Here is a 26845-nt window from a genome sequence, read left to right on the forward strand (position 1 = left end):
CACGCTGCACTATCGGGAGCAGCCGGGGCAGCGCCGCGGCTTAGTGGCCGCGCTCCTGCGTGATGGCTTGGCCATCACGGAAATAGGGGGCCAGCTTGTTGTCGAACATGCTCAGCGCGGACGCGATAGCCATGTGCATGTCCAGGTACTGGTAGGTGCCCAGGCGGCCGCCGAAGAGAACCTGGTTCTCGCGGGCCTCAGCGGCGGCGAGCTTGCGGTAGGCCTCCAGCTTGGAGCGGTCCTCCGGGGTGTTGATCGGGTAGTACGGCTCATCGCCCTTCTCGGCAAAGCGCGAGTACTCCTTCATAATGACCGTCTTGTCCTTGGGGTACTTATCGGCGCGCTCCGGGTGGAAGTGGCGGAACTCGTGGATGCGGGTGTAGTCCACGTCCGCATCGTTGTAGTTCATCACCGGGGTGCCCTGGAAGTCACCGGTCTCCAACACCTCCAGGTCGAAGTCCAGCGTGCGCCAGCCCAGCTCACCCTCGGCGAAATCGAAGTAGCGATCCAGTGGGCCGGTGTAGACCACCGGCGCGCTTGGCGACGCCCCCCGCACCTCCTCGCGCACGTCAAACCAGTCGGTGTTGAGACGGACGTCGATAAGCTCGTGCTCCGCCATCTTCTCCAGCCAGGCCGCGTAGCCGTCGACGGGCAGGCCCTCGTAGGTGTCGTTGAAGTAGCGGTTGTTGAAGGTATAGCGCACCGGCAGGCGCGTGATGTTGCCGGCCGGCAGCTCCTTCGGGTCGGTCTGCCACTGCTTGGCCGTGTAATCACGGATGAAAGCCTCGTAGAGCGGGCGGCCAATGAGCGCGATGGCCTTCTCCTCCAGGTTCTGCGCCTCATCTACGGCGAACTCGCCGGCCTGCTCCTTGATGAGCTCACGCGCCTCATCCGGGGAGTAATAGCGGCCGAAGAACTGGTTAATCAGGCCCAGGCCCATGGGGAACTGGTAGGCCGTGCCGTCGTGCATGGCGAAGACGCGGTGCTGGTAGTCGGTGAAGTCGGTGAACTGGTTGCAGTACTCCCACACGCGCTTATTCGAAGTGTGGAAGAGGTGCGCGCCGTACTTGTGAACCTCGATGCCGGTCTCCGGCTCGGCCTCCGAGTAGGCGTTGCCGCCTAGGTGCTCGCGGCGCTCGACGATGAGCACCTTCTTGCCCAGCTGGGAGGCTGCGCGCTCGGCCACGGTCAGGCCAAAGAATCCAGATCCAACAACGATGAGGTCATATGCAGTCATGGCCACCAGCTTAAGGCAGCAACACGTGCAAACGGCGGGTGACACCCAAGCGAGGAAACTCGCGTGTCACACCTTCTGCCACTCCAACACCTGACGTAGCATCTGTCCCGTTAGTTAACTTTTTGCGCTTCTCTTAACCTTGTGGCGCCACCATCCTAGGGAGTAACAGTGCACCTCAAACGTCGTCTTGTTCCCGCGAAATCGACGTGGTCAACGCCGGTTATCGCCACGGTCACCTCGATCGCTGTGGTCGCTGCCGCAGCCGTGGGCGGCCAAACCCTCATCCAGACCCAGGAAGCGGGCAGCGGCCCCATCGAAGTGAGCTCGGCCTCCGAAACCTTCGGCTCTGGCGAAACGGTCGTCGTGGATGACCCGGCCATCGCAGCCCAGGGCGAGGGCGAAGGCCCGCGCGCCGTCAAGCAATTCCACCGCGATGAGACCTTCTCCTCCTTCGCCATCACGTGGAAGGGCACGCGCGATGTCGCGGCCTTCGTCCGCGCGAAGCAGCCGGACGGGTCCTGGTCCGAGTGGTACGACATGGACTCGATGTCCTACAACAACGATGACCCCAACGCCACGAACGGCACCGAGCTCATCTTCGTGGGAGATACCAACGACGTGCAGGTCTCCATCAACAACGTGGACCTGGTGACCGGGTCGAACTTGGATGAGAAACTCACCGAGTCCCCCGTTGAGGACGCCGCGCTTGACGACGCCCCCTTCAACGTCGGCGACATCGCCCCCGTTGCCGAGACCGAAGAGCTTCCGGCCAACAGCGACGTCGAAGGCCTCGAGGCTGTCTTCATGGACGGCAACGCCCAGGAGGGCGAGGGCATTGAGCCAACCGCTGAGACCGATGGCATGCCGCGCGTGGTTTCGCGCGCCGGCTGGGGCGCGAATGAGAATATCCGCTGCAAGGGCGCCGACTACGACGACGGTGTGAAGGCCATCGCGCTGCACCACACCGCGGGTTCCAATAACTACACCCGCGCGCAAGCAGCCGCGCAGGTGCGCGCTGCTTACCAGTACCACGCCCAGAATTTAGGTTGGTGCGATATCGGATACAACGCGCTGGTGGATAAGTACGGCACCATCTACGAGGGCCGCTACGGCGGGCTCGCTAAAGCTGTGCAGGGTGCGCACATCGGCGGTTTTAACAAGAACACGTGGGGTATCTCCATGATCGGCAACTACGAGACTGCGCAGCCGACGGAAGCCCTCTTGGAATCTGTCACCGACCTTGCCGGCTGGAAGGGCGCCATTTCCGGTGTCGATCCGACCTCCCGCGTCTCCCTTCGCTCGGAGGGCTTCGGCGGCTCGCGCTACCCGGCGGGTGCTTCAGCCCCCGTCTATGGCCTCTTCGGCCACAGCGATGTGCACTACACCGCGTGCCCGGGGCAATACACCATTGCCCAATGGCCGAAGATCCGCGCGGCGGCGCACAAGAAGTACATGGCCATCAAGTCGGGCGCGTCTGGTTCAACGTCGACGGACTGGGACAGCGAGGATACGACCACACCAGACACCCCTGACTCCACGCCGAGCACGGCTGCGCCGTCTGCCCCCGCACCGGCCCAGGAGGCAACATCCTCGCTGGGCGATACTGAAATCCCGATGAGCACCGTAACAGCACTGGTAGGCCTGGCCGGCACGCTCTTCGCCATCATGTATGCCCGCTCGGACCAGCAGATTGACATGGACCAGACCGTCAATGGCCTGCCGGTGGAGCAGATCCCGGGCATCGTGACCAAGGTGCTGTCCCTGAGCAAGAACGAGGGTTTGAAGCAAACGTGGACGGCGGTCCTTAACGCCTTCGGCCCAGCGCTGGGCTTGGCGGTTGGCGGGCCGGATGAGTCGGCCGGCATCATTTACCAGCTCTTCCAGAACGGCATCGTGCTGAGCTCTGAGGACACTGGTACGCACGCACTCGTGGGACGCATCGCCAAGGAATGGGCGTCTGGCAACAACTCGGCAACGCTCGGCTTGCCGACGTCCGACGAAGTCCCCACCGGCCTCGGCAAGGAAGTCCGCGTGCAGTTCCAGGGCGGATCCATTGTCTACAACCCGGAGACTGAGCAGATTCAGGTCTTCACGGACTAATCCCCAAACACCCCTAGCCGCGTTTAGCTAGGGGTGCCGCCGTTGTGTCACTCATTGCTTTCAGTCACGCTTCGACGAGGTGGGCCGTCGCCTAGCGTGAGCGTGTGGGATCGCCGATGTGGCGGGAGCCACCCGGTGGCTTCCGCTTCGGCATTGTTGAGGGTTTAAATATCCGGTGGCGCTCCGCCCAAGACGCCCCCAGTGACCTGCTGCTTCAACGCCGCTTGCGCTGCCTGATACGCCGGCTGGGAAGTAATCGGCTCCGCCCACGGTGGCACATAATCCACCCCACCCCGCAGCCTGAAGACATAACCAGCACCCGTCGGCTTATCCGGATCATCATCATTGATGCCGTTGTGATAAGCACACAACATCGTCAAATTCGGTGGATCCGTCGCCCCACCCGCCTTCCACGGCACTAAATGATGCACCTGACAATAATCAGCCGGCTTATTACACCCCTCACGCGCACACGTCGGATGCTCCGCACTGGCCATAATCCGCTGCTCAAACCCAGCCAAACGCCGCACCCTGTGCAACCACACCGGCCCAATCGTTGGATGCACCAACGTCACATACCCAACCTCAGCAAACTTATAAGTGACAAACTCCCGGCCAGTCATCCGCCCACCATTGGTGAGTACTAGCTCAATATCATCGCCCTCACCCCGCACAATCCGTTCCAACTCATCCAAGGTCACCACCACATTGGTAGCCACCGCAGGCTTAGAACCGCCATGCGCCTTATTAAAGAACCCCTGCCCTGCCGCATCCAACAAATCAGCCGGATTAATCGACTCCAATGTCCCGCGCATCTCACTAATGCGCAACGCTGAATCAGTAATCGTCAACGAATGCGGACCCGACGCCCGATACGTCAACCTCACCCCAGGTTCAGGCACCCGCCGCGGCCGCAACTGCTTCAACCTCTCCCTCGCCACCTTCGGGATACGGTCTGCTGGAGTCCCCGCCAAGCGGACACGCAGATTCCACGCATCCAACTCTTTTTTCACCTTAGCGGTATAGGACTCAATCAAACTCAACGTCGCCACATCATGCCTGTGAGAAGCAGCAGCCGCACGCGCTTGGCGCTGTTTACCTGTAAAACGCGTCGGCCCAAAATACACCCCATACAACCCAGCCAACTCCGCAGCATCAGCCCTTGATGCACCACGCGCGCATAAATCATCCACACTGCCTACCGCAAGCCCCACAAGCTCCAACCCCGACCTGCGATAGGAGAAATAAGTCTCCAAATCCCCCATGCGACAAAGATTAAAACACCACCACCCACCCCGCAACCGGAGGCAGAAAACCCTCAGGTTCCGCCACAAATAGGGCCGGTAGCGCGGGGTTTCACGGCCACAGCAAAGCGGGGTACAGCAGTGCTAGAACCAGCGCTCGAGGACCTTTGCCACGCCTGCTTGGTGGTGCGCTAGCGTCACCGTATCTGCGGCCGCCGCGACATCCGGGTGAGCGTTTTCCATGGCAACACCGCACCCGGCCCACTCGAGCATCTCGATGTCATTGGGCATATCACCGAATGCGATGATCTCCTCGCGAGCAATACCATGGTGCTCGGCCAACCACTTAATTCCACGGCGCTTCGTCACGTTGGGGGCCGCGACCTCGAGGATGCCCTCGGACATTGAGTAAGTCACGTGGGCAAGCTCGGGATCGATGTGCGGAGCAATAAGCTCGTAGAGCTCCGGCGCGGAGAACGCCGTATTGCGGATCAACAGTTTGACCGCCGGACGAGACACCAACTCCCCCACGCTGACCAGCCCAAAGCCTTCGAAGAGTGCGTTCTCCGAATAGTGCGACTCAACGACGAAGAGTTCCTCAACCGGATCCATAACCGAGCCTCCCGTGCGTTCCGCACCGAAGCCAACGCCGCCATGGGGCTCGAGTACCTTGGTCGCCACCTCCACGATTTCCGCGAGGGCCTGCGGCGAGAGCTCGTGGGCGGAAAGCACGCGGTCTTCCGCCGAGTCATAAATCACCGCGCCATTTGATGTCACGCACACTGGGCGCACGGTCAGCTGCTCCAGCACGGGCATGATCCAGCGGAAGGGCCGGCCAGTTGCCAAGACGAACGCGCTGCCCGCAGCTACCGCGCGGGCCACTGCTTCGCGGTTTCGACGGGGAACTCGGTGGTTCCGGTCCAATAAGGTGCCGTCGATATCACTAATGATGAGGCGCGGAGCGCGGTCCGAAAATACGTCACTGGCCATAGCCCCGAGTCTACGTCAGGGCGACACGCTCAATGGCGTGCCCGCAACGCGAGTAACCACCACAGCGCTAAAACCCCGCCACCGCGTTGCACCCCGCCGCAATCCGTCACACCTAAAACGACGAAAGCGGCCGCCACGATAATGCTCGTGACGGCCGCGTCTTCGTGCAAAGACGCCTGGTTAGCTCTTAGGCGATAACGTCATCATCATCAACGTCTTCCCAGTTCAAGGAACGCTTGATGGCGCGCTTCCAGTCGCGGTAGAGAGCCTCGACTTCTTCCTTCTCGCGCTGTGGCTTCCAGACCTTGAAGTCTCCCTGCTGGGAGCCCAGCACGCTGAGGTCATCCCAGAAGCCGGAGTCCAAGCCGGCGGCAAAGGCCGCACCGGTGGCGGTGGTCTCCACGTTCTTCGGGCGGTGAACCTCCACGCCGAGCATGTCTGCCTGGAATTGCATGAGTAGCTCGTTCATGGTCATGCCGCCGTCGACTCGCAGCTCGGTGATCTCCACACCGGAATCAGCAACCATGGCGTCAGCGACGTCACGGGTCTGGTACGCGGTGGACTCCAGGACCGCGCGGGCCAGGTGCTTGCGATTGGCGTAGCGGGTCAAGCCCACGATGACACCGCGGGCATCCGGGCGCCAGTACGGAGCGAAGAGTCCAGAGAAGGCCGGCACGATGTAGACGCCGCCGTTGTCCTTAACCTCACGCGCCATGTTCTCGATGGAGGCGGAGTTCGGGATGATCTGCAGGTTGTCACGCAGCCACTGCACCAAGGAACCACCCATGGAGACGGAACCCTCGAGCGCGTAGACAGGACGCTCGCCCTCGCGCTGGAAGCACACGGTGGTGAGCAGGCCGTTCTCAGAGAACTTCGGGGTGGTACCGGTGTTGAGCAGGAGGAACAGGCCGGTGCCGTAAGTGTTCTTCGCAGAACCCGGGCGGAAACAGCCCTGGCCGAACATGGCGGCCTGCTGGTCACCCAAAATGGCGCGAATCGGCACGCCGGCCAGCGAGCCGCGCTCGCGCACGGTTCGGAAGTCACCCAGGGACGGGCGGATCTCCGGGAGCATGGACGTCGGGATGCCCATCTCCTTGCACAGTTCCTCGTCCCACTCGAGCTTCTCGATGTCCATGAGCAACGTGCGCGAGGCATTGGTGACGTCGGTGGCGTGCAGGGCCTCCTGGCCGTTGTCACCGTCCGCACCGCCGGTGAGGTTCCACAGCAGCCAGGTATCGATGGTGCCGAAGAGCAGCTCGCCCTTTTCAGCGCGCTCGCGCGTGCCCTCGACGTTATCGAGGATCCACTTCACCTTCGGACCGGCCGGGTAGGAGTTGATAATGAGGCCGGTGCGGCGGCGCCACTTGTCCGCGCCCTCGTCGCCGGCGAGTTCCTTACAAATCTCGGTGGTGCGGGTGTCCTGCCAGACAATGGCGTTGTACACCGGCTTGCCCGTGTTCTTGTCCCACACAACGGTGGTCTCACGCTGGTTAGTAATACCGAGGGCGGCGATGTCTTCGACGTTGATATCGCCGTTGGCCAAAGCCTCACCCACCGCGCGGCGGGTGTTGCTCCAGATTTCCTCCGGGTCATGCTCGACCCAGCCCTTCTCCGGGAAGATCTGCTCGTGCTCGAGCTGGCCGACGGACACCTGTTCGCCGTCGTGGTTGAAAATAATGCAGCGGGTAGACGTGGTTCCTTGATCAATTGCTGCTACGTAGCTCTTGGTAGACATTGTTTTCTCCTTGTCGGGGTTGGTTTAAAGAACCATGGACAACAGGCCAACGGCGACGGCCGCCAGCATCGGTGCAACTACCGGGACCCATGCATAGCCCCAGTTGGCGTCTCCCTTGTCCTTAATGGGAAGGACGAAGGCGTACATGATGCGGGGGCCAAGGTCACGGACCGGGTTAATCGCGTAGCCGGTGGCGGTGCCGAGGGACAGACCAATAGAGACGATGACGAAGGCAACACCGAAGTAGCTCAGCGGGCCCAGCTCTCCTCCGGTTGGGCCGAATGCGATGAACATGAGCAGCACGCAGGTAGCAATGAACTCGGTAACCGCGTTCCACCCGTTATTCGGGTGCGCGGGCTTGGTAAAGAAGATGCCCCCGGTGTTCTTGTTCGCGCCGGTGACGTTGCCGGCTTCGTCGAGGTTGTTGGCGTCGAAAAGCTGCTTAAAGGTAGCCCAGGCAAGGAATGCACCAAGCATGGCGCCGAGAATCTGCCCCAGCAGGTAGTAGGGAACGAGGCTCCATTCGAGGGAACCATTCACGGCCAGCATGATGGTGACCGCCGGGTTGAGGTGGCCACCGGTGGGGTCGGCAACACTAGCGCCGATGAACACCGCGAGGCCCCAGCCCATAGCGATGACGATCCAATCCGAACCGCGTGCGCCCGAGGTTCGAAGGTTAACAACAGCGCATACGCCGTTACCGAGCAGGAGCAGCAGCGCAGTGCCGATGAACTCCCACAGGAATGCATCCATTCCGGTCATTAGATGTCCTTTCTTATCTGCCTAGGCCAAGGGCCCAGCGAGGGATATCCACCGCTCGCTGGGCCCCGTGACTTTTAGGCTTCTTCCTTGGTGGCTCGTGCGCTTCCTGCGCGCTCGAGGATGTCATTTGCCTCACGGTCGGTCAGCGCTGCCTCGGCGGCGAGCTCTGCCTCGGTGTGCTTGGTGAAGTGGGAGACTTCGCGCTCAATATCGGCCTGATCCCAGCCCAGCAGCGGGGCAACGAATTCAGCGATCGGCTGCGCAGCGGCAACGCCGCGGTCGGCGAACTCGATGGCCACGCGCAGACGACGGGTCACGATGTCGTCGATGTGCAGGGCGCCCTCGTGGGTCACGGCGTAGCGCACCTCTGCCCAGATGTAGCTCTCGGCGCCTGGAACCGGCTCGAGAAGCGTAGCGTCCTCAGCAGCCGGGGCGAGCACCTCGCCGATCAGCGAGCCATAGCGGCCGAGCAGGTGCTCGATGCGGTCTTCGCTGAGGTTATAGCGGCGAGCCAGCGCCGGTACCTGGTTGGCCAGCGCGTGGTAACCATCCGCGCCCAGAATCGGGGTGCGCTCGGTAACGGACTCGGACACCTTGGAACCCAGCTCCTTCACGGCCAGGTCCACGGCGTCCTTACCAATGACGCGGTAGGTGGTGTACTTGCCGCCGGCGACGGAGACCATGCCCGGTGCCACGCGGGCCACGGCGTGGTTGCGGGAAAGGTTGGTGGTGGAATCGGACTTGCCGGACAGCAGCGGGCGCAGGCCGGAGTACACGCCGACGATGTCATCGCGGGTGATCTTGTTGCGCACGCGCTGGTTGACCTGGTCCAGGATGTAGTCAATATCCGCCTTGGTCGGGGCCGGATCCGGCAGGGATAGGCCCTTTTCCCAATCGGTGTCGGTGGTACCGATGATCCAGTATTCGCCCCACGGGATGACGAAGAGCACGGACTTTTCGGTGACGAAGCACAGCGCGGCTTCCGCGTCGAGGGCATCCTTCGGAACCACGATGTGCACGCCCTTGGAGGCATGAACCGTGAACTTTCCTTCGACGCCGGCCATCTGCTGAATCTTGTCGTTCCACACGCCGGTCGCGTTGATGAAAACCTTGCCTTTGACGGTGGCCTCGCGGCCGGTTTCCAGGTCGCGGACCTTCGCAGCGGTGACGCGTCCGCGGGCGTCCTTCTCAAAGCCAATCACCTCAGTGCCGGTACGCACGTTGGCCCCGTATTCGGCGGCGGTGCGCAGGACGGTCATGGTGTGGCGGGCGTCGTCGACAAGCGTGTCGTAGTAGCGCACGCCACCGACGACGGCGTCCTCCTTGAGGCCCGGGGTCACTTTCAGCACGCCCTTACGGGTGAGGTGCTTCTGCATCGGAACGCTCTTGGCGCCACCCATGAGGTCATAGAGGGTAAAGCCGCCAAACATCATGACGCGCTCCCAGCCGCGGTGGGTCAGCGGGAAGATGAACTTCAGCGGCTTCACCAGGTGCGGTGCAAGAGTGGACATGTTGAGCTCGCGCTCCTTGAGGGACTCCGCCACCAGGCGGAAATCAAACATGGCCAGGTAGCGCAGGCCACCGTGGAACATCTTGGAGGAGCGCGACGAGGTGCCAGCGGCGAAGTCGCGGGCCTCGAGCACAGCCGTCTTCAGGCCACGAGTGGCCGCATCCACGGCGGCGCCGGCGCCTACGGAACCTCCGCCGATGATGACGACGTCATAATCCTCGGTGGAGTAGTCGTTCCAGGTCTTTTCAAAATACTCAGGGTTGAAGCTTGTAATACTCGTCGTGCTCATTGTTGACTGAGTCTCCTCTCTCGCTGCACGGCGTCAGAAAGTCCTGTCCAGTTGACGGAATGCGCAGCATAGTGTGCTCATCCACCACGAGCGCCCTGCTCACCGATGCCTCGGCTACCTGCCCGAGAGGCGGATGAGGAAGAAGTTTTCTCCCAAAGCCAATGCTATATATCACCTGGATTTCTCTCCGGAGACACTACTCACACGTAGGTTTCGTTGCCGTAAGCTGGCATTTTCAAGAAGCTTCATAGGATAACAAAATAAAATAACACCCCCTTCCGGGGGTGTTAACGGGCGTCACGAACTCTCCACAAGTCCAGGGATATAAGGACCTATTCCTTCTCTCGTTGCAGGCGCGCCATCGCCTCCAACACCTCAGCCATGCCATAACGCTCCGAGGAATACGTCACCGCACGGGCAGCCTTAATCACCTCAATGGGGGCGGTCTCCAGCGCCACCATATGCACAGCGACGCCTTCCCCACCCTCCGCAAAGGTCTCATCCCCTGGCTCGTTGGCAAAGAACAAGAGAGCCTTGGGCTCGGCGCCAATCTTCTTCACCACGGCTGCCAACCCCTCCGCAGGCGAAGACGCGGTCACCACTGCGCCGCCAGGAGCATCGTTGAACTGCACCCCTTCGGCCCCGTCCGCGCAGGCAATGCGCCAGCAGGTTTGGGGGAGATCCCCAAAAGCCGCAGCGTCCAGCACCTCGCCATGCGGCGAAATCACGATCACTTCCTCAACCTGCGGGTGCAGTTGTACAAGCGCCTCCTGGAGCCGCTTCGAAATCTCGCCGTTCTCCATGCTCAACGCACTCTGATCCGCCGCAATAACCCGCGGCGCTTCAGAGTATTCAGCCTTCACCCGGTGAGGCAGGCGGGAAACAATGATGCGCGATTGCGCCGCTGCAGACAGCAAGCCCTGCTCCACCACGGATCCGGCGAAAATCTCCTTGCTGCTCGCCGTCATCGAGGCCTGGGCTTCCATCACGTCGGATTTCAGTTGCGCCATGACCTCCGTGACCTTGTCGCGGCCTTCCCCGACGCCGCGCATGGCTTCCTCAACCACCGAGTTGAGGTTCTCCTTGATCCACTCGAGGGTTTCCGGCGCAGTACGCGGGCGATTCTTCTCTGCGGCGTCGGCTCCAGCTTCTGCAGTAGCGGTTTCCTCGTTACTGCCCGGCTTCATCAGTGCCATCCGATCCCGCATGAGCTCCACCGTGGCCTCGGAGACGCGGTCCTTAAGGCTTGTCAGATCATCGCGCAGCCGGCGCACGCGGTAGCGCTCACTCTCCACCTCGGAGTCCTGGGCCTCTGCCTCCTCCAATGTCGGGGCGCCGCCGCCCTTGCGTGCCGGCACCCAGAACTCGCCGGCCGGCATCGGGCCAAACTCCGCTTCATAGTCGGCCCACAGGCCCTCCAGGGCCTCCTGCATCCGGCGGCGCACCTCAGCGATGTCCGCGTCAAAGTCACCCGTCGTGTAATAAGGCTCCAAGGCCTTAATCAGCACAGGCGTCTTCGTGCGGCCCAGGTGCTTCTTCTGCCCCTTCGTCCACAGGCGCTGGGAGCCAAAGATAACCTGCGGAATAATCGGCACACCCGCGCCATGAGCAATCCGCGCCGCGCCATTGCGCATGCTGCGAATCTCAAAGCTGCGGGAGATCGTTCCTTCCGCGAACACCCCAACGAGCTCCCCGCTCTTGGCCAGCTCAATGCCCTTCACAATCGACGCCCCACCATCGATGCGGTCCACCGGCACATGGCCCATCAGCCGAAAAAGTTGTCCTGCCACCGGTGTCTTAAAGATAGAAGCCTTAGCCAGGTAGCGCACCAAGCGGCGCTTGCGATACGCCAGGAAAGCCCCAAAGAGAAAATCCATGTAGCCGGTGTGATTGCACACGATGACGGCCCCGCCCTTATCCGGGATATTCTCCTCCCCGGACAAGCGCATCTTGAGCCCCTGAGCAATAGTCACCCCGCGCCCGATGTGCGTGATCTGCCGGTAGAGGAAGTTAGCCACAGCGCTCATAGTGCTCCAAATGCTTAAGACCTCGCCGCCGGCGGAAGGCAGCAAGGAGGGGACAAAAGTAAGCGGCGCGCGAGCCGCCGCGCGCCGCGTTCTTCTAGGAGTTTACGGGGTACAGAACGTCCTTGCCCACGAATGGGCGCAGTGCCTCCGGAACCACGACGGAGCCGTCCGCCTGCTGGTGGTTCTCCAGAATGGCCACGAGCCAGCGGGTGGTAGCCAGGGTGCCGTTGAGCGTAGCGGCGTACTGGGTCTTGCCGTTCTCATCGCGGTAGCGCGTGGACAGGCGGCGGGCCTGGAAGGTGGTGCAGTTCGAGGTCGAGGTGAGCTCGCGGTAGGTCTCCTGAGTCGGCACCCACGCCTCGTTATCAAACTTGCGCGCCGCGGAGGAGCCCAGGTCCCCACCCGCAATATCGATGGTGCGGTAGGGAAGCTCCATCGCCGCAAGCATGTCCTTTTCCATCTTCAGGAGTTTTTGGTGCATCTCCTCGGCGTCTTCCGGCTTGCAGTAGACAAACATCTCCAGCTTGTCGAACTGGTGCACGCGCAGGATTCCGCGGGTGTCCTTGCCGTGAGAACCCGCCTCGCGGCGGAAGCAGGAGGACCAGCCCGCATACTGCAGCGGCCCCTTCGACAGGTCGATGATTTCTTCCTTGTGGTAGCCGGCCAGAGCCACCTCGGAGGTACCAACCAGGTAGAGATCATCCGCCGGCAGGTAGTAGATCTCATCCGAGTGCTGGCCCAGGAAGCCGGTGCCTTGCATGACGTCCGGGCGCACGAGCACCGGCGGGATCATGAGCTGGAAACCGGCCTCGCGGGCCTTCTGCGCAGCCAACATCAGCATGCCCAGCTGCAGGAAGGCTCCATCGCCGGTGAGGTAGTAGAAACGTGCGCCACCGACTTTGGCGCCCCGCTTGACGTCGATAAGCCCCAGCGTTTCACCCAATTCCAGGTGATCCTTCGGTTCGAAGTCGAACTGCGGCTTCTCGCCGACCTCCTCGAGCACGATGAAGTCATCCTCACCGCCCGCCGGGGCACCCTCCACCACGTTGGAGAGCTGGTACTGCAGCTCCGTCACCTTGGCCTCGGCTGCGGCCGCTTCCTCGCCGGCCGCCTTGACCTTCTCCTTCAGCTCGTTGGAGCCCTCCAGCAGCGCGGGGCGCTCCTCCGGGGAGGCCTGGCCAATCTTCTTGCCAAAGGCCTTCTGCTCCGAGCGCAGCTGGTCTGCCTTCACAATGGCCGCGCGGCGCTGTTCATCGGCGGAGAGCAGCTGGTCCACCAAAGCGGGGTCCTCCCCACGGGTTACCTGGGAGGCGCGGACGACATCGGGATTTTCGCGAAGAAACTTGAGATCAATCACGCCGGATAGTTTAGCGCACGGCCATACCTTTGCGCTGGTAATAACCAGCGGATTATCATGGATAACATGGCACCTCACATCATTACCGACGGCCCCGTGCCCAAGCACGCTCAGCTGCGGGATATTCTTTCCGAGCTCTGCCGAACCACCCTCAAACCCGGTGACATCCTTCCGGGCGAGCGCATCCTCGAGGAAACATACGGCGTTTCCCGCATCACCGTGCGCCGCGCCATCGGTGACCTAGTAGCTGAAGGCCGCCTGCGCCGCGTGCGAGGAAAAGGCACCTTCGTGGCCCCCAACCCGCTGGTCTCCCGGCTTCATTTGGCCTCCTTTTCTGATGAGATGGGCTATCAGAAAGTACAGGCCTCCTCGCGCATCCTGCTGGGTGAACGCAGCGCCGCCCCCGGTGAAGTCTGCGCCTTTTTCGGTACGGAAGCCTCGGTTTCCCATACCCACCTGCGGCGCCTGCGCTTGGGCGATGGCGAGCCTTATTCCATCGATGATGGCTGGTATAACTCTGCCTTCGCGCCCACGCTGCTGGAAAATGACATCTACAACTCCGTCTACTCGATTTTGGATAACACCTTCAAGGTCCCCATCACCGAGGCCGAACAAACCGTCACCGCCGTGGCAGCTGAGGAGGACATCGCCGAGCTTCTCGACGTCTCACCGGGCACCCCGCTCCTGCACATCCCCCGCCTCGCCCGCTCCGGGGACCGCCCGGTTGAATGGTGTTCCTCGGTCTACCGCACTGACCGCTACCGGCTCACAACACACGTCTCCCGCTCGCGCATCTAGTGATTCTCCCGCCGCCTTAGCCTTGGGCGGGCTAGAAGCCTGGGCCGTTGAGGGGGTAGTATGAAGAGTTCTATGAGCACTTCATCTGCGTGGCGCTCCGCCTCCGCCATCCGCGTCGTCCTCGTTGCTGCCGTAGCCGCGGCCGTCTTCTTGGCGTTCTACGGTCTCTTCAGCGGCGGGCAAACTGGCACCGATTCGGCCGCACATGACTCCGCTTCCCCCAGCGCCGACGGTCGCCAGGCCGCTGATTCCTCCGAAGGCGAAGCCGCATCCTTCACCACCGCCTCCGCGGGCTCGTGCGTGACGTGGGATATCGCCCCGGACGGCACTGCCACCGGTTTTGAGCAGACCAGCTGCGATAAACCGCACCGCTTCGAGGTCTCCGCCCGAGAGGATCTCAGCGCCTACCCCACCAGCGAGTTCGGCCCCAACGCCAAGCGCCCAGACGTCACGCGGCAAAACGCTCTGCGCGACGAGCTGTGCGAGGCCCCCACGGTGAGCTACCTCAACGGCAAATGGGATCCCAACGGACGCTACGACATTGCTTCCATCCTTCCGCCGGCTGGTTCCTGGGATCAGGGTGACCGCACCCTCCTGTGCGGCCTGCAGACTACCGACGCCAACGGCGTACCGCAGGAGTCCACGGGCAAGGTCAGCGAGGTGGACCAGGCGGTCGTCGCCAAGCCCGGCGAGTGCCGCAAGGTGGATGACAAACAGGTGGTCAGCACCGTGCCGTGCCAGGAACCGCACCAGATGGAGACCGTGTCCGCCATCAGCCTGGCAGAGAAATTCCCCGATGCTTACCCCAGCGATGAAGAGATGGATAAATTCCTCTCCGAAACGTGTACCCAAAACGCCATGGATTACCTGGGCGGCGAGGAGAACCTCTACCAATCCACGCTGCAGCCTTTCTGGGGCGCGATGAGCCGCGAATCGTGGGAGGGCGGCTCCCGCTCGGTGAATTGTTCCCTGATCCATATCAAGGATGGCCACTTCTCCGAGATCACCGGCTCTGCCACGGGCGGCCGTGAGGCCCTGAGCATTAATGGCGCCCCGCCCACGGAGCAGCCGAAGCGCAACCCATTGCGCGACCCGAATGCCCAGCCAGCCGAGCAGAACTCCCAGCAGGGCAGCGAGAATGCCCAGCCGGCCGGGCAGAACGCCGATCCCGCCGCGCCTGAAGCCGTGGCACCGGCCCAATAAACCCCCGTCCACTCAACAGGGAGTAAGCACATGTACGAGGTCAGCGAGGAACGCTTCGAGGAATTAGTCGGCGAGGCCCTGGACAAGATCCCGGATCGCTTCGTCGATCAGATGCGCAACCTGGTCATCCTCGTCGAGGAAGAGCACCCGGATAACCCCAACCTTCTTGGGCTTTACGAGGGCGTGATGCTCACCCACCGCACGGCCTCGCACACCGGCCACCTGCCAGACACCATCTCGATCTACCGGCAGCCTTTGCAGGCGATAAGCAACTCGGAGGAAGAGCTCGCCCACGAAGTCATGGTGACCGTCTTCCACGAGGTCGGGCACTACTTTGGTTTCGAGGAGGACCGCCTCCATGAGCTCGGCTGGGGGTAGGCGCCCAACGGGCGCCTACGTTGCCGCAACGAAACCTACCATGGCCGCAATGAACTAAACTTCGGTATCCGCCCAGCGCCTCAGCACCCACTGGCCAAAGGGCTGGCCCTGGGGCTCCATGAGGGTAAAGCGGCAGTTGGGCATGTACCCGGTGTAGGCAAAATCGGGGTCCACGCCGCAGGCGTGCGTCGTCACCACACGAATGGCAGCGCCGTGGCTGACGACGACGATGTCTTCATCATCCTCCAGCTCAGCAGCGAGATCCTCCAGCACCGGCTGGTAGCGCCCCAACACGTCCACGTAGCTTTCACCGCCCGGCATTCGGGCTTCCGGGTCGCCGTCGACCCAGCCGCGCAGCGCCACCATGTACTCGCGGTGGGTATCCTCGCTGCCGCTCATTTCATGTTCGCCGGCGAAGACCTCGTGCAGGCCCACGCGAACCTCCACCGGAACGCCGCGCTCATCGGCTGCCTCGCCGTATGTGCGGGCGGCCAGCATCGCCGTCTGCTGGGCGCGCAGGGCAATAGAACACACAAAGCGCACGCGGCGGCCCGCGCACAGCTCCGCCAACTCGCGGCCGACATCTTCCGCCTGGCCGCGGCCGCGCTCGGTGAGCTCGGCACCCGGCGGGCGGGTATCCATGATGCGATCAATATTGGAATAGGTCTGGCCGTGGCGCAGGAGGATGATTCTTCCGGTCATGCTTCACCACACTATTGGCCGGTGCGCGCCTGCGCTACCCAGTCATCGGCCTCTTTCAGCCGCGCCAAATCCCGTGGGCCCTCCCCGAGTTTTACCGCGGAAGGCCAGGAGCCGACAAAAACGACGTTCTCCGCACGCAACCACAGCGCCCGCAAAGCCTCCGCCACCGGTTGGTCCTCGATGTGCCCGATGAGGTCGGCGTGGAAGCGGTAGTTACCGAAGACGGTGCGCAGCGGGCGGGACTCGATGCGGGAAAGATCCACCCCGCGGTGCGCGAATTCTTGGAGAGCGCCGACGAGGGAGCCGGGCTCGTTGGGCAAGGTGAAGATGACCGACGTCCTGTCGTTGCCGGTCCGCTCGGTCGGTTTTCCGGCTGGCCCCACCAGGACGAAGCGGGTCGTGGCCCCGGCAACGTCCGCGACATTCTCCGCAATCGAGTCCAGCCCGAAGACCTCCGCTGCCCGGGCAGGGGCAGCCGCAATGTCCACCTCCCCGCGCGCCACGGCCTGCGCCGCCGCGCCATTCGACGCCGCCGGAACATACTCCACGTCCGGCAGGTTCTGCTCCAACCAACCGCGTACCTGCTGGTAGGCCACAGGATGCGTGGAGAAGGTTGTGCGGTCGGAACTGCCGGGGCGCACCAGAATGGAGAAGGACACCGGCAGGTCCACCTCGCGGTAGATCTGGACCCGGGAGCCGTCGGCAAGCGCGTCAAAAGTAGCCGTGACGGGTCCGTCCACGGAGTTCTCAATGGCCACGCAGGCATAGTCCGCCGCACCGGAGCGCACCGCCGCCAGCGCCTCGGCCGGCGAGCTCACCGGAAGGCCCTCGGGGGAGTCAAAGTCAGCGGCAAAATGCTGCATCGCCGCTTCTGTGAAGGTTCCGGCGGGCCCGAGGAATGCGATGGTGGTGCTCATGGCAGCAACTTTATCCCACTCAACTACTAGACTGAGCCGCCATGGAGAGAACCGAGTTCACACTGGACAAGCTGCGCGAGGATCTAGCGGGCCTGAGCCCTGCTGAGCACGGCTTCACGTATCTCGATCTCGAGCGCCGGCCACAGGCACACGGGCGCTTGAGCGGGTGGATTCTCTCGGCCAAGGATCTCAACGACGTCGCTGGCATGCCCACCACTCTCGGCCATGCCGAGCGCACCTACGTGGCGGAGGAGACCGATCCTTTCGTGCAGGAGCTTATCGACGCCGGCGCGCAAGTCGTCGGCAAATCCGCCGCGCCCGAGCTGGGCCTGCGCGTCGACACCGAACCTGTCGGCCTGCCCCACCCGGATAATCCTCTCTACCCCGGCCATACGCCGGGCGGTTCCTCCGGCGGGGCAGCGGTCCAGGTGGCGCGTGGATTGCTGCGCGCCGCGCATGCTTCCGATGGTGGCGGTTCCATCCGCGTGCCGGCCGCTGCCTGCGGGGTCGTGGGCTTTAAGCCCGGCGGCGAGGACCTCTCGGTGCAGGGGTTCATCACGCGCAGCATCGCCGATACCGCCGCGCTGCATGGCCTTCGTCCGCGTGCCCGGCGCGCCCGCATTGGCGTGCTGACGGATCCCCTTTTCGCTCAAGCCGAGGTGGCCCCGCACATGCTGCGTGCGGTCGCGGAGGCCACCGCCTCCTTTGAAGGCGCCGGCTTCGAAACCGTCGCCATCTCTGCCTACCCTCAAGCTGCCCGCACCTTTGAGGCCTTCCAGCACATCTTCACCCGGAGATTGGCGGGCCTCGACTTTGCGGAGGGCTACGCGGAGTGGATTCGCGCGAAGGGCCGCCGCGTCACGGATTCCGAATTCGCCGCGGCCCGCGCCCATGCCGCTCAGCTGCCGGAGATGCTGGCCCAGGAATGGGACGTGGATGCCATTTTGAGTCCCATGCTGGCTTTCGATCCGCCGCGGCGCGGGCATTTCCTGGCGCTGGATCACCAGGCCAACTTTGATGAGCAAACGCGGTGGTCACCGTGGGGCTCGCTGTTCAACGTGGCGCAGCTGCCTGCCATCTGCGTGCCTTGGCCGGTGCGCGATCATCCGCCGGTGGGCGTGCACTTGGGCTCGCTCACGCTTGATGATGCCTCCCTTCTCGGCCTCGCCCAGGTGCTTCACCCATGAGCGCGCGCTCACGCCTGCGGGCGGAAATACTCATCGTCCTCACCATCACCTTTGGTATTTCGGGTGTGCGCGCCGCGTTGCGTCTGACCGATTCTCTGCTCAACCCGGCGCCGCTCAATGAGCAATCGGTCACCATCAACGCTTCGCAGTCAGCGACTACGTTGCTCGACCTCGCCTTCCAGCTGTGCAGTGCCGCGGTGCTCTTCGCGTGGGGAGCGCTTGCTCTGTACTTGATTTCTTCTCCACCCCGCCCGCAGTGGCGGGATGGCCTGCATGGCGCGGCGTTGGCGGCGGTAATCGGTCTGCCGGGTCTGGCGCTGTATTACATAGCGCTGCACTTCGGCTGGACCAAGGAGGTCGTCCCGGGAGCTTTCGATACGTGGATTGAGATTCCCGTGCTGCTCATCAAGTCCTTTGCTAATGCCTGGGCGGAGGAGCTCGTGGTGGTGTATTGGCTCATGACCAGGCTTAAGCAGTCTGGGTGGGCCCTGCCCGCAACGCTGGCGGCTTCCTCCATCCTGCGCGGCTCTTATCACCTTTACCAGGGTGTTTCCGCGGGCTTCGGCAATATCATCATGGGCGTGGTCTATGGCTGGTACTTCCACCGCACGGGCAAGGTGTGGCCGTTGGTCATCGCGCACTTTCTGATCGACGCCATCGCTTTCGTTGGCTACGCCCTCCTCTTCGGCGCTTAAATAAGAGCTATCAGCAAGCCACAGCGAAAAGACAGCTACCGTCCCCCTGTGTGATAGGTGGGGCAGAAGTTGTTTCGCGGTACAGTGTTCCCCATGACCTACCAAGGACGCGATCCAGAGCGCGAAGCCCGCCGTGCCGGCGAGCCCCACGGCACGCCTCGCCGCGCGGGCTCCGCTAGCTCTGCAGGCCCTTCCCGCCCCCGGAACATGGCCAGCCCGCGCGGCTCACACGCAGCCGGTGATGACGCAGGCGAGTTCGTCCTTGGTGCCGACGGGCAGCCCTTGCGCGATCGCTATGGCCGCCCGGTGCGCCGCCGTCCATCCGCGCAGCAAGCTAATCCTGCGCATTCATCCTCCCGCGCTCAGCGCCCCAGCGCGCGGCGCTCCCGGCCGGAGGAGACCCGCTTCGACGTCGACGCCTACATGGCCCAGCGCTCCCCTGCGCGCCCAGCGCCCCGCCGGAGCGCGCCTTCGCAACAGTCTGCTGCCCGCACCAATCGGTACACCCCGGATGCCCCACCGCGTAGCTACGCTCCGCAAGCCCCCACCCGCCGGCGTGCCGAAGGTCGCCCGCACAGCCGCCGCAAGAAAGTAAACCCAGCCAAGCAGGCTTTCGGTTGCCTGGGCTGGCTCGTCGTCATCGCCCTCGTCTTCATGGTGGCTTTTACCCTGTGGACGGATTCGCGTTTAACGCGCATCGATGCCCTACCCACCGAGCAGGTAGCTCAGACCTCTGGTACAAACTGGCTGCTCGTAGGTTCGGACTCGCGCCAGGGGCTCACTGAAGAGCAGCAGGCGGAGCTAGGCACCGGTGGCGATGTGGGCGTCGGCCGCACCGATACCATCATGCTGCTGCACATTCCCGCATCCGGAAAGGCCCAGTTGGTCTCCATTCCGCGCGATAGCTACGTCGACGTTCCCGGCTTCGGCATGGACAAGGTCAACGCAGCCTTTACCTACGGCGGCCCGCAGCTGCTGACCCAAACCGTAGAGCAAGCCACCGGCCTCCACATCGACCACTATGCGGAGATCGGCATGGGCGGCTTGGCCAACGTCGTGGATTCCGTGGGCGGCGTGGATATCTGCGTTAAGGAGCCCATCAACGATCCGCTTGCCGGCATCGACCTCCAAGCGGGCTGCCAGAAGCTCCGCGGGCCGGATGCGCTCGGCTACGTGCGCACCCGCGCCACCGCGATGGGTGACTTGGACCGCGTGGAGCGCCAGCGCGAATTCTTCGCCGCACTGCTGGATAAGGCAACGTCTTTCTCCACCATCGGCAACCCCTTCAAGGCCGTCTCCTTGGTCAACCACACCGCAGACTCCTTCATTGTCAACGAGAAGGACCACGTCTGGCACCTCGCCCGCGTGGCGCTATCCATGGCCTCGGGCGTGGAGACGAAGACGGTTCCCATCGGCGGCTTCGAGGACACGGTCGTGGGCAACGTCGTCCTCTGGGATGACGCCGAGGCCCAAGCGCTCTGGGACTCCATGCGATAAGGCTTCGGCCGGTCGTTTCGATCAAATAAGGCTCCAAAACCACATGGTTTCGGAGCCTTATTTGATCGTTTCGTACCCGCGCCTCGGGGGGCGAAGGCACCGAGATACTAGCGCAGCGTTACCTGGCGGGACTTAATGTTCTGCAGCTGCTTGCGCTCATCGGCGTCGAGGTTAGCGTCGTTGGAGATCTCCTCCTCCAGAGCTTTGTTCACGCGAGACAACTCTGCCTCGTAGGAATCGTGCGCAACCTCCGGATCGAGGTCGAAGACCGGAGCGATGAGGCCGTGGGTACGGAAGACACCGGCAAACTTGGTGTTCTCTCCCAGGTTGAGCTCACCGCGAGCGGCGATGCGCGCGAGGGCGTTAAGGAAAGCATTCTCGTCATCGCAGGGGCGGACCCAGCGGATGTGCGCCTTGCCGCCGCCGGCATTAGCCCAGAAGGCGGTACCCACGAAGCCTTCGGCCTCCTGGCCCACCTGGTAGGACTCGATGACGGAATCGTTAGCACGCTGCAGGGCCTGCGCCATCTGCGGAGGAACCTGCGCGCCTTCCGGCATCCACCACGCGAAGTCCTGGTAGACGTTGATCTCGAGCTCGGCGTCCTCCTCAAGCAGCTCCTTGAGCTCCGGCTGGGAGCCATCAGCAGCGGTGGACTCGAGAGTGGAACCCGGCGCGTTGTTCTTCACCCAATTCAGGGCGAAAGCCAGGTCACGGCCCGGGTTATGCGTGTGGGACTGCACCTGCAGGCCCACGAAGGCCTCGCCGCCGGACTCCTCATCACGGATGAGTGCCGCGGTAGCACCGGGCAGCACGGTGGAGACGTAAACGTCCTTGTCAAAGCCTTTCACAGACAGCTTCGCCGTTGCGGAAGGAACGAATTCCTGCAGGGCGACGAGGCTAGCCTCAGCGGCGAGCCCACCGAAGGGGCGGGGGTCCTTTTCCAGGGCAGCGCGCTCGGCGGCGCGGGCAGCGAGCTTAGCTTGGCGGCGGGACATGCCCTCCGGCAGCTGTTCGTTCTTCTTTTTCTTCTTGGCCATACTGAACAACTTACCTGTTCATTACAGCTCAATGGCATGCAGGGCCACTTCCGGCTGGTTCGTGGCGAGAATATCCACCCCATTGGCCCACGCCCACTTCATATCCTCAGGTTTATCGATGGTCCACATGTACGTGGGCAGACCATGCGCACCAATGGCACCTGGTTGGAGCTTGCCGCGCAACAGCGACATGCCCAGGCCCGTGGGCTGCGATAACAAGATATCTGGGCGGTTGAAATGGCGCTCCCAATCGCGGCGCAAGTAGATGCGGTCGATATGCGGGGCGAGCGCCGCCATTCGACGGATGGCCCGGTGGGAAAAGGAAATCATGTGGATCCGGGGGTCGTCGACAAGCCCTGCGTAGCGCAACCGCAGCACCATCTGTTCTTCTAGGATGTCGCCCTGCCCCGAGGGATGCTTGGTCTCGATGTAGAGGTGATGCTTCTTATCGCCGAGCATCTCGAGGAGCTCGTCGAGAAGCAGCATGCGCTGGCCACCACCGATCTTGAGGCGGCGCAGCTCCTCCCATGTCATGCGAGACACTCGGCCTGAGCCATTCGTGGTGCGGTCCAGCGTGGGATCGTGGTGAACCACCACCTTGCCGTCGCTGCTCAGGCGGATATCGCACTCGATGCCGTGAATGGGAAGCTCGAGCGCTTTTTCAAAGGCAAGAGGGGATAGCTCCGGATATTTCCCGGAGTATCCCCTGTGGGCGACAATCTTCACTAGCCGAAGATTTCTTCCTTGATGGTGTTGAGCGTGTTGAAGGAGTTCTCGAAGCGCTCCTTCTCGTGGTCATCGAGGGCCAGCTCGATAACACGGTTGACGCCGGAGCGGTCAACGATGGCCGGGGTGCCGATGAAGACATCCTCGTGGCCGTACTCACCCTGCAGGTAAGCGGAGACAGGAAGTGCGACGGCCTGGTTCTGGATGACCGCGCGGGTGATACGGGCCAGGGCCATGCCGATGCCGTAGGAGGTGGAGCCCTTGGCGTCGATGATGTGGTAGGCGGCGTCGCGGGTGTCCTCGAAGATCTTCTCGATGCGCTCGTTGTAGCCCGGGTCCTTCTCAGAACGATGGGACAGGGAGACACCAGCGATGTTGGCGGAGGAGACGACCGGCAGCTCGGAGTCACCGTGCTCGCCGATGATGTAGGCGTGGACGGAGGTCGGTGCCACGTCATCCATCTCAGAGAGCATGTAGCGGTAGCGGGCCGAGTCCAGGACGGTGCCGGAGCCGATGACGCGCTCGTGCGGGAAGCCGGAGGCCTTCCACACCGCGTAGGTCAGCAGGTCCACCGGGTTGGAGGCGACCAGGAAGATGCCGTCGAAGCCGTTCTTCATGACGTCACCCACGATGGAGTTCATGATCTTGACGTTCTTGTCCACGAGCTGCAGGCGGGTCTCGCCGGGCTTCTGAGCGGCGCCGGCGCAGATGACGACCATGGAGGCGTCCTTGCAGTCTTCGTAGGTGCCCTTGGTCACGCGGGTGCGGGACGGGGCCCAGACAACACCATGGTTGAGGTCCATGACGTTGCCCTCGAGCTTCTTTTCGTCGATGTCGATGATGGCCAGGTGGTCAACAGTTCCCTGGTTGACCAGAGCGTAGGCGTAAGCAACTCCAACGTCGCCAGCTCCGATGAGTACTACTTTGTTTCCAACATGATTTCCCATGCCTCCTATTGTGCCCCCAATGTCCGAATTTTGCTCGTTATGCGCCCGAATTCACAGACCCAGTAGTCCGATCTCACATTTTCATGTCCGATCGGACATCTATGGAGGCTGCGCTGCACGTCGCACCTAAAGCTGGTTCAATGGCCAGCATGCGTCAACTTGCGCGCCGCATCGCACTCAGAACCGCCCGCACGGGCCTTCAGGCTGCAATCTTTTCCTTGGAGATCATCAGCGATCTCACGCCCGGCATGCGCATGACTGGCCGGCGGCGCCTGCCACAAAACATGTGGCCCGGGCTCTTCGGCGCCGAAGTCGCAACGTGGGCAGCCGTCTCCCCTTCCCTTTTGCCCCGCCCGTGGTGGGTCACCGCCGCCAACGTGGCCATCGGCCAAGGCGCTGGACACCTCGCCGCGACCACCGCGGCCTTCGCTGCCAAGCGCGCGCTGCACCACGCTGGCCGCCGCCCCCAGGACCGCGTCGGCCCCACCACTCGGCGCTATTCCTACTACGCACTGGGGGTTGGCACGCTCATCGCAGGCATACGCTCCCTGCGCAATCAGACGGAGCAAGCCCGGCTCGTGGGAAAGCTCAATGACCGCGGCCCGCAGTCCGCAGCACTGGGCATGGCCGTGGGCACGGCAGGCTACGGCGCCTTGCTCGTTGTGGGGGAGGCAGCCCAGCTCACCGTCACTCAGCTGTCCCTCCAGGTCCAGCGCTGGCTGCCCAGGTGGATTGCCTGGCCGCTAGCCGGCGGCGCGGTCGGCTTCGCCACCGCCCTGGTCAGCGACCGGATGGTGTGGCGTCGCCTGCTCCGCAAGGCCTCCGTCCAAGGCCTGGCGCTCAACAAGCTGGTATATCCGGGCTCCGCCATGCCGTGGGAGCCGGAGCGTTCTGGCAGCCCGTGGTCCCATGAGCCTTGGACGGCCGTCGGCTCACAGGGCAGAGCGTTTCTTGACCGCGGCCCGCGCGCCCAGGACATCAAGGAGGTCATGCACTTCGAGCGCGCCCACGAGCCAATTCGCATCTATATCGGACTCATTCGCGGCCGCGGCCCGCACGCCGCCGCACGCCACGCGGTGGCGGAGATGGACCGCACGGGCGCGTTTCACCGCGACACGATCGTGTTGCAAATGCCCTCCGGCTCAGGGTGGATCAATAACTATGCGGTCAGCGGCTACGAATTCCTCACGCGGGGCAATTGCGCCACCGTGGCCCTGCAATTCGACTACTTGCCTTCCATGTTTTCCTACCTGGTGGACAAGAACCTCTCCCGCACCTTTGCGCGCGAGCTCATCGCGGCCGTCCATGCCCGCCTCGAGCTCCTCCCCGAGGACAACCGCCCCAAGCTGTATTTCAGCGGCGAGTCCCTAGGCTGCTATGCCATCGTGGAGAACTTTGAGACGCTCGAGGAACTCCTCGCCGCCTGCGATGGTGCGGTATTCACCGGACCCCCGCGGATGACCAGCTTCATGCGGCGCCTGCACCGCGAACGCGGTTCCCTGGAACGCCTGCCGCTTATCGACGGCGGCCGGCACCTCCGCTTCGCCGCCGTTCCCGCCCACATGGAGCACGACGCATTCGGCGAACCTTATGGCCGCTGGGAACGCCCGCGCGTGGCGGTGGGGCAACATGCTTCCGATGCCATCGTGTGGTGGGACAGCAAGCTCATCTACGCCCGCCCCAACTGGATCCACGAGCCCACCCCGCAGACCCTGTACGCGGATACCTTTAAGAATCTGCGTTGGCACCCGTTCATTACCTTCTGGCAGGTGGCCCTGGACCAGATCAACTCCCTCAACGTGCCCGGCGGCCACGGGCACAACTACTTCGAGGAGACCTTCTGGTACTGGGATTCCGTCCTTGGATCCCAAACGCGCACTCAACTCACCCCGGAATTAGCCGAGCGCATGCGGGTCTTCGTGGAGCGCGACCAGCTCAATAAACCTTCCGATTTCCGCACGCACGTGCGCAAACAGCTCTAGCCGGACTCACGTCCGTAAGCAGCTCTAGCCGCACTTCACACCGGTGCTGTGGTGCGGGCAGTAGCCATTGGGTACCTTGTGCAGGTACTGCTGGTGCTCGTCCTCAGCCAGGTAGTACTGGCCTGAGTCCGTCTCACTGAGGAGGGTGACTTCGGTGGTGGTGGCGCCGAAGCCGGCGTCGGCAAGCTTGCCCGCGTAGGAATCCACGAGCTGTTGAATCTCGGCGCGTTCCTCCTCAGTCTCTGGGTAGAAGGCCGAGCGGTATTGCGTGCCCACGTCGTTGCCCTGGCGGAAGCCCTGGGTGGGGTCGTGAGCTTCCAAGGCCTTAACCACAAGGTCGCGCAGGCTCACGCGCTGTGGATCATAGGTAATCTGCACAGACTCCGCATGGTTGGTCAGCCCGCGGCAGACCTCGTAGTAGGTGGGGTTTGGCGTGGTGCCGCCCGCATAGCCCACGGAGGTTGCCTCCACGCCTTCGGTCTCCCAGAACATCTTCTCGGCTCCCCAGAAACAACCGATGGCAATGATGAGGGATTTCTGCTCCTCTTTCCATGGGCCGGTAATCGGAGTGCCCAGGACCGCGTGGGGCTGCGGGTTCTCAAGAACAGGCTCCGCGCGCCCGGGAAGAGCGTCCTTAGCTGCCACCAGCGTGGGTTCTGGCTTGAAAAGAAACATGCTGGGTTCTCCTTACACTTAGCGTTGTCCTCCCTCTTATACTCCGCCGCACTGCCCGCAATCCAGGTTTTTGTTCACGGCGACTCCCATAGAAAAATTATTGTGGCCAAATTCTCATCCGGGCCCTACCATGGGGCCTCGTACCCCAAAGAAAGGATGAAACAAATGGCTGTTTACGAACTTCCGGAACTCGACTACGCATACGATGCCCTGGAGCCGCACATCTCCGCTGAGATCATGGAGCTGCACCACTCCAAGCACCACGCTGGCTACGTTGCTGGCGCTAACGCTGCGCTCGAGGCTCTGGAGGAGCAGCGCAACGGCGAGGCTAATGCTGACGCCATCCGCGCTCTGTCCAAGAACCTGGCCTTCAACCTGGGTGGCCACACCAACCACTCCATCTTCTGGAAGAACCTCTCCCCGAACGGCGGCGGCGAGCCCACCGGCGAGCTGGCTGAGGCTATTAACCGTGACTTCGGTTCCTTCGAGAAGTTCAAGGCTCACTTCTCCGCCGTTGCCACCGGCCTGCAGGGCTCCGGTTGGGCAGTGCTGGGCTATGACCACGTTGCTGGTCGCCTGGTTATTGAGCAGCTCACCGATCAGCAGGGCAACATCTCCGTGAACTTCACCCCGCTGCTGATGCTGGATATGTGGGAGCACGCCTTCTACCTCCAGTACAAGAACGTGAAGGCTGACTACGTTAAGGCCGTATGGAACGTCTTCAACTGGGACGACGTTGCCGAGCGTTACGCTGCTGCTACCAAGTAAGCACGACGGCCTCCTTTAAGGCCACGTAGCTTCAACCCGCGCTGGGACCTCTTCGTTGAGGCCCGGCGCGGTTTCGCGTTTT

23 protein-coding genes are annotated in these 26845 nt (G+C 62.9%); 9 read left to right on the forward strand and 14 right to left on the reverse strand.

Annotated elements, in window-relative coordinates; genetic code table 11:
- Positions 1-40: 40 nt before the first annotated feature.
- A complete protein-coding gene (glf, locus tag HMPREF2604_RS04220; protein ID WP_070563434.1) occupies positions 41-1237 on the reverse strand; it encodes a UDP-galactopyranose mutase in 1197 nt (398 codons plus the stop codon).
- A 168-nt stretch (positions 1238-1405) separates the two neighbouring features.
- Between glf and HMPREF2604_RS04225 the strand changes: the two genes are divergently transcribed.
- Entirely contained in the window at positions 1406-3337 is a 1932-nt protein-coding gene (locus tag HMPREF2604_RS04225; RefSeq protein WP_070563437.1) for an N-acetylmuramoyl-L-alanine amidase, read from the forward strand.
- 164 nt (positions 3338-3501) lie between these two features.
- Here the strand turns inward: HMPREF2604_RS04225 and HMPREF2604_RS04230 are convergent, their stop codons facing one another.
- The 7 genes from HMPREF2604_RS04230 to serS all read right to left on the reverse strand — a co-directional run bounded on the left by HMPREF2604_RS04230 (position 3502) and on the right by serS (position 13251).
- Positions 3502-4602, reverse strand: a complete 1101-nt coding sequence (locus HMPREF2604_RS04230; RefSeq protein ID WP_070563441.1) for an HNH endonuclease signature motif containing protein — start codon at positions 4600-4602, stop codon at positions 3502-3504.
- Between the two features lie 123 nt (positions 4603-4725).
- Complete coding sequence (locus HMPREF2604_RS04235; protein ID WP_070563445.1) at positions 4726-5571, reverse strand: Cof-type HAD-IIB family hydrolase; 846 nt, start codon at positions 5569-5571, stop codon at positions 4726-4728.
- A 187-nt stretch (positions 5572-5758) separates the two neighbouring features.
- Positions 5759-7306, reverse strand: coding sequence for a glycerol kinase GlpK (glpK, locus tag HMPREF2604_RS04240; protein WP_070563448.1), 1548 nt, complete (start codon positions 7304-7306; stop codon positions 5759-5761).
- 24 nt (positions 7307-7330) lie between these two features.
- Complete coding sequence (locus HMPREF2604_RS04245) at positions 7331-8068, reverse strand: MIP/aquaporin family protein (RefSeq protein WP_070531827.1); 738 nt, start codon at positions 8066-8068, stop codon at positions 7331-7333.
- A gap of 74 nt (positions 8069-8142) precedes the next feature.
- Positions 8143-9867, reverse strand: a complete 1725-nt coding sequence (locus HMPREF2604_RS04250; RefSeq protein WP_070563452.1) for a glycerol-3-phosphate dehydrogenase/oxidase — start codon at positions 9865-9867, stop codon at positions 8143-8145.
- Positions 9868-10199: 332 nt separating this feature from the next.
- Entirely contained in the window at positions 10200-11894 is a 1695-nt protein-coding gene (locus tag HMPREF2604_RS04255) for a lysophospholipid acyltransferase family protein (RefSeq protein ID WP_070563454.1), read from the reverse strand.
- A gap of 94 nt (positions 11895-11988) precedes the next feature.
- On the reverse strand, positions 11989-13251 hold the full coding sequence (gene serS, locus HMPREF2604_RS04260) for a serine--tRNA ligase (protein ID WP_070563457.1): 1263 nt from the start codon (positions 13249-13251) through the stop codon (positions 11989-11991).
- Positions 13252-13317: 66 nt separating this feature from the next.
- On the opposite strand from serS, the gene HMPREF2604_RS04265 reads away from it, so the two are divergent.
- The 3 genes from HMPREF2604_RS04265 (at position 13318) to HMPREF2604_RS04275 (ending at position 15630) form a co-directional block, all read left to right on the forward strand.
- Complete coding sequence (locus HMPREF2604_RS04265) at positions 13318-14049, forward strand: GntR family transcriptional regulator (protein WP_210384662.1); 732 nt, start codon at positions 13318-13320, stop codon at positions 14047-14049.
- A 72-nt stretch (positions 14050-14121) separates the two neighbouring features.
- Positions 14122-15252, forward strand: a complete 1131-nt coding sequence (locus HMPREF2604_RS04270) for a septum formation family protein (protein WP_070563463.1) — start codon at positions 14122-14124, stop codon at positions 15250-15252.
- A gap of 30 nt (positions 15253-15282) precedes the next feature.
- A complete protein-coding gene (locus tag HMPREF2604_RS04275) occupies positions 15283-15630 on the forward strand; it encodes a metallopeptidase family protein (protein ID WP_070563465.1) in 348 nt (115 codons plus the stop codon).
- Positions 15631-15684: 54 nt separating this feature from the next.
- On the opposite strand, the gene HMPREF2604_RS04280 is transcribed toward HMPREF2604_RS04275, so the two are convergent.
- Positions 15685-16332: a histidine phosphatase family protein gene (locus HMPREF2604_RS04280; RefSeq protein WP_070562211.1), complete on the reverse strand. Its 648-nt coding sequence runs from the start codon at positions 16330-16332 to the stop codon at positions 15685-15687.
- A gap of 11 nt (positions 16333-16343) precedes the next feature.
- Positions 16344-17249, reverse strand: coding sequence for a prephenate dehydratase (gene pheA / locus HMPREF2604_RS04285; RefSeq protein WP_070563468.1), 906 nt, complete (start codon positions 17247-17249; stop codon positions 16344-16346).
- A gap of 41 nt (positions 17250-17290) precedes the next feature.
- On the opposite strand from pheA, the gene HMPREF2604_RS04290 reads away from it, so the two are divergent.
- The 3 genes from HMPREF2604_RS04290 (at position 17291) to HMPREF2604_RS04300 (ending at position 20628) form a co-directional block, all read left to right on the forward strand.
- Entirely contained in the window at positions 17291-18436 is a 1146-nt protein-coding gene (locus tag HMPREF2604_RS04290) for an amidase (RefSeq protein WP_070563470.1), read from the forward strand.
- Positions 18433-19131 (forward strand): CPBP family intramembrane glutamic endopeptidase, encoded by a 699-nt coding sequence (locus HMPREF2604_RS04295; RefSeq protein WP_070531794.1) that lies wholly within the window; start codon positions 18433-18435, stop codon positions 19129-19131. The genes HMPREF2604_RS04290 and HMPREF2604_RS04295 overlap by 4 nt, the downstream gene beginning before the upstream one ends.
- Before the next feature lie 207 nt (positions 19132-19338).
- Positions 19339-20628 carry an LCP family protein gene (locus tag HMPREF2604_RS04300; RefSeq protein WP_070563510.1) on the forward strand — a complete coding sequence of 430 codons (1290 nt, stop codon included), beginning with the start codon at positions 19339-19341 and terminating at the stop codon, positions 20626-20628.
- 107 nt (positions 20629-20735) lie between these two features.
- On the opposite strand, the gene HMPREF2604_RS04305 is transcribed toward HMPREF2604_RS04300, so the two are convergent.
- Genes HMPREF2604_RS04305 through HMPREF2604_RS04315 form a run of 3 tightly spaced genes read right to left on the reverse strand, consistent with a single transcriptional unit; the run spans position 20736 to position 23338 of the window.
- Positions 20736-21665 (reverse strand): DUF5926 family protein, encoded by a 930-nt coding sequence (locus tag HMPREF2604_RS04305; RefSeq protein WP_070523878.1) that lies wholly within the window; start codon positions 21663-21665, stop codon positions 20736-20738.
- 21 nt (positions 21666-21686) lie between these two features.
- Positions 21687-22391, reverse strand: coding sequence for a glycerophosphodiester phosphodiesterase family protein (locus HMPREF2604_RS04310; protein WP_070523881.1), 705 nt, complete (start codon positions 22389-22391; stop codon positions 21687-21689).
- Positions 22391-23338, reverse strand: coding sequence for an L-lactate dehydrogenase (locus tag HMPREF2604_RS04315; RefSeq protein WP_070523884.1), 948 nt, complete (start codon positions 23336-23338; stop codon positions 22391-22393). Before HMPREF2604_RS04315 ends, HMPREF2604_RS04310 begins: the two co-directional genes overlap by 1 nt.
- Positions 23339-23478: 140 nt before the next feature.
- Between HMPREF2604_RS04315 and HMPREF2604_RS04320 the strand changes: the two genes are divergently transcribed.
- Positions 23479-25320, forward strand: a complete 1842-nt coding sequence (locus HMPREF2604_RS04320) for an alpha/beta-hydrolase family protein (RefSeq protein WP_070563473.1) — start codon at positions 23479-23481, stop codon at positions 25318-25320.
- 24 nt (positions 25321-25344) lie between these two features.
- Here the strand turns inward: HMPREF2604_RS04320 and msrA are convergent, their stop codons facing one another.
- Positions 25345-25995: a peptide-methionine (S)-S-oxide reductase MsrA gene (msrA, locus tag HMPREF2604_RS04325; protein WP_070563475.1), complete on the reverse strand. Its 651-nt coding sequence runs from the start codon at positions 25993-25995 to the stop codon at positions 25345-25347.
- A 165-nt stretch (positions 25996-26160) separates the two neighbouring features.
- Between msrA and HMPREF2604_RS04330 the strand changes: the two genes are divergently transcribed.
- Entirely contained in the window at positions 26161-26763 is a 603-nt protein-coding gene (locus HMPREF2604_RS04330) for a superoxide dismutase (protein WP_070523894.1), read from the forward strand.
- The last annotated feature ends 82 nt before the right edge of the window (positions 26764-26845 follow it).

Origin of the sequence: Corynebacterium sp. HMSC055A01, assembly GCF_001809405.1 — a bacterium.
In the GTDB taxonomy this organism is placed as follows: Bacteria; Actinomycetota; Actinomycetes; order Mycobacteriales; family Mycobacteriaceae; genus Corynebacterium; species Corynebacterium hesseae.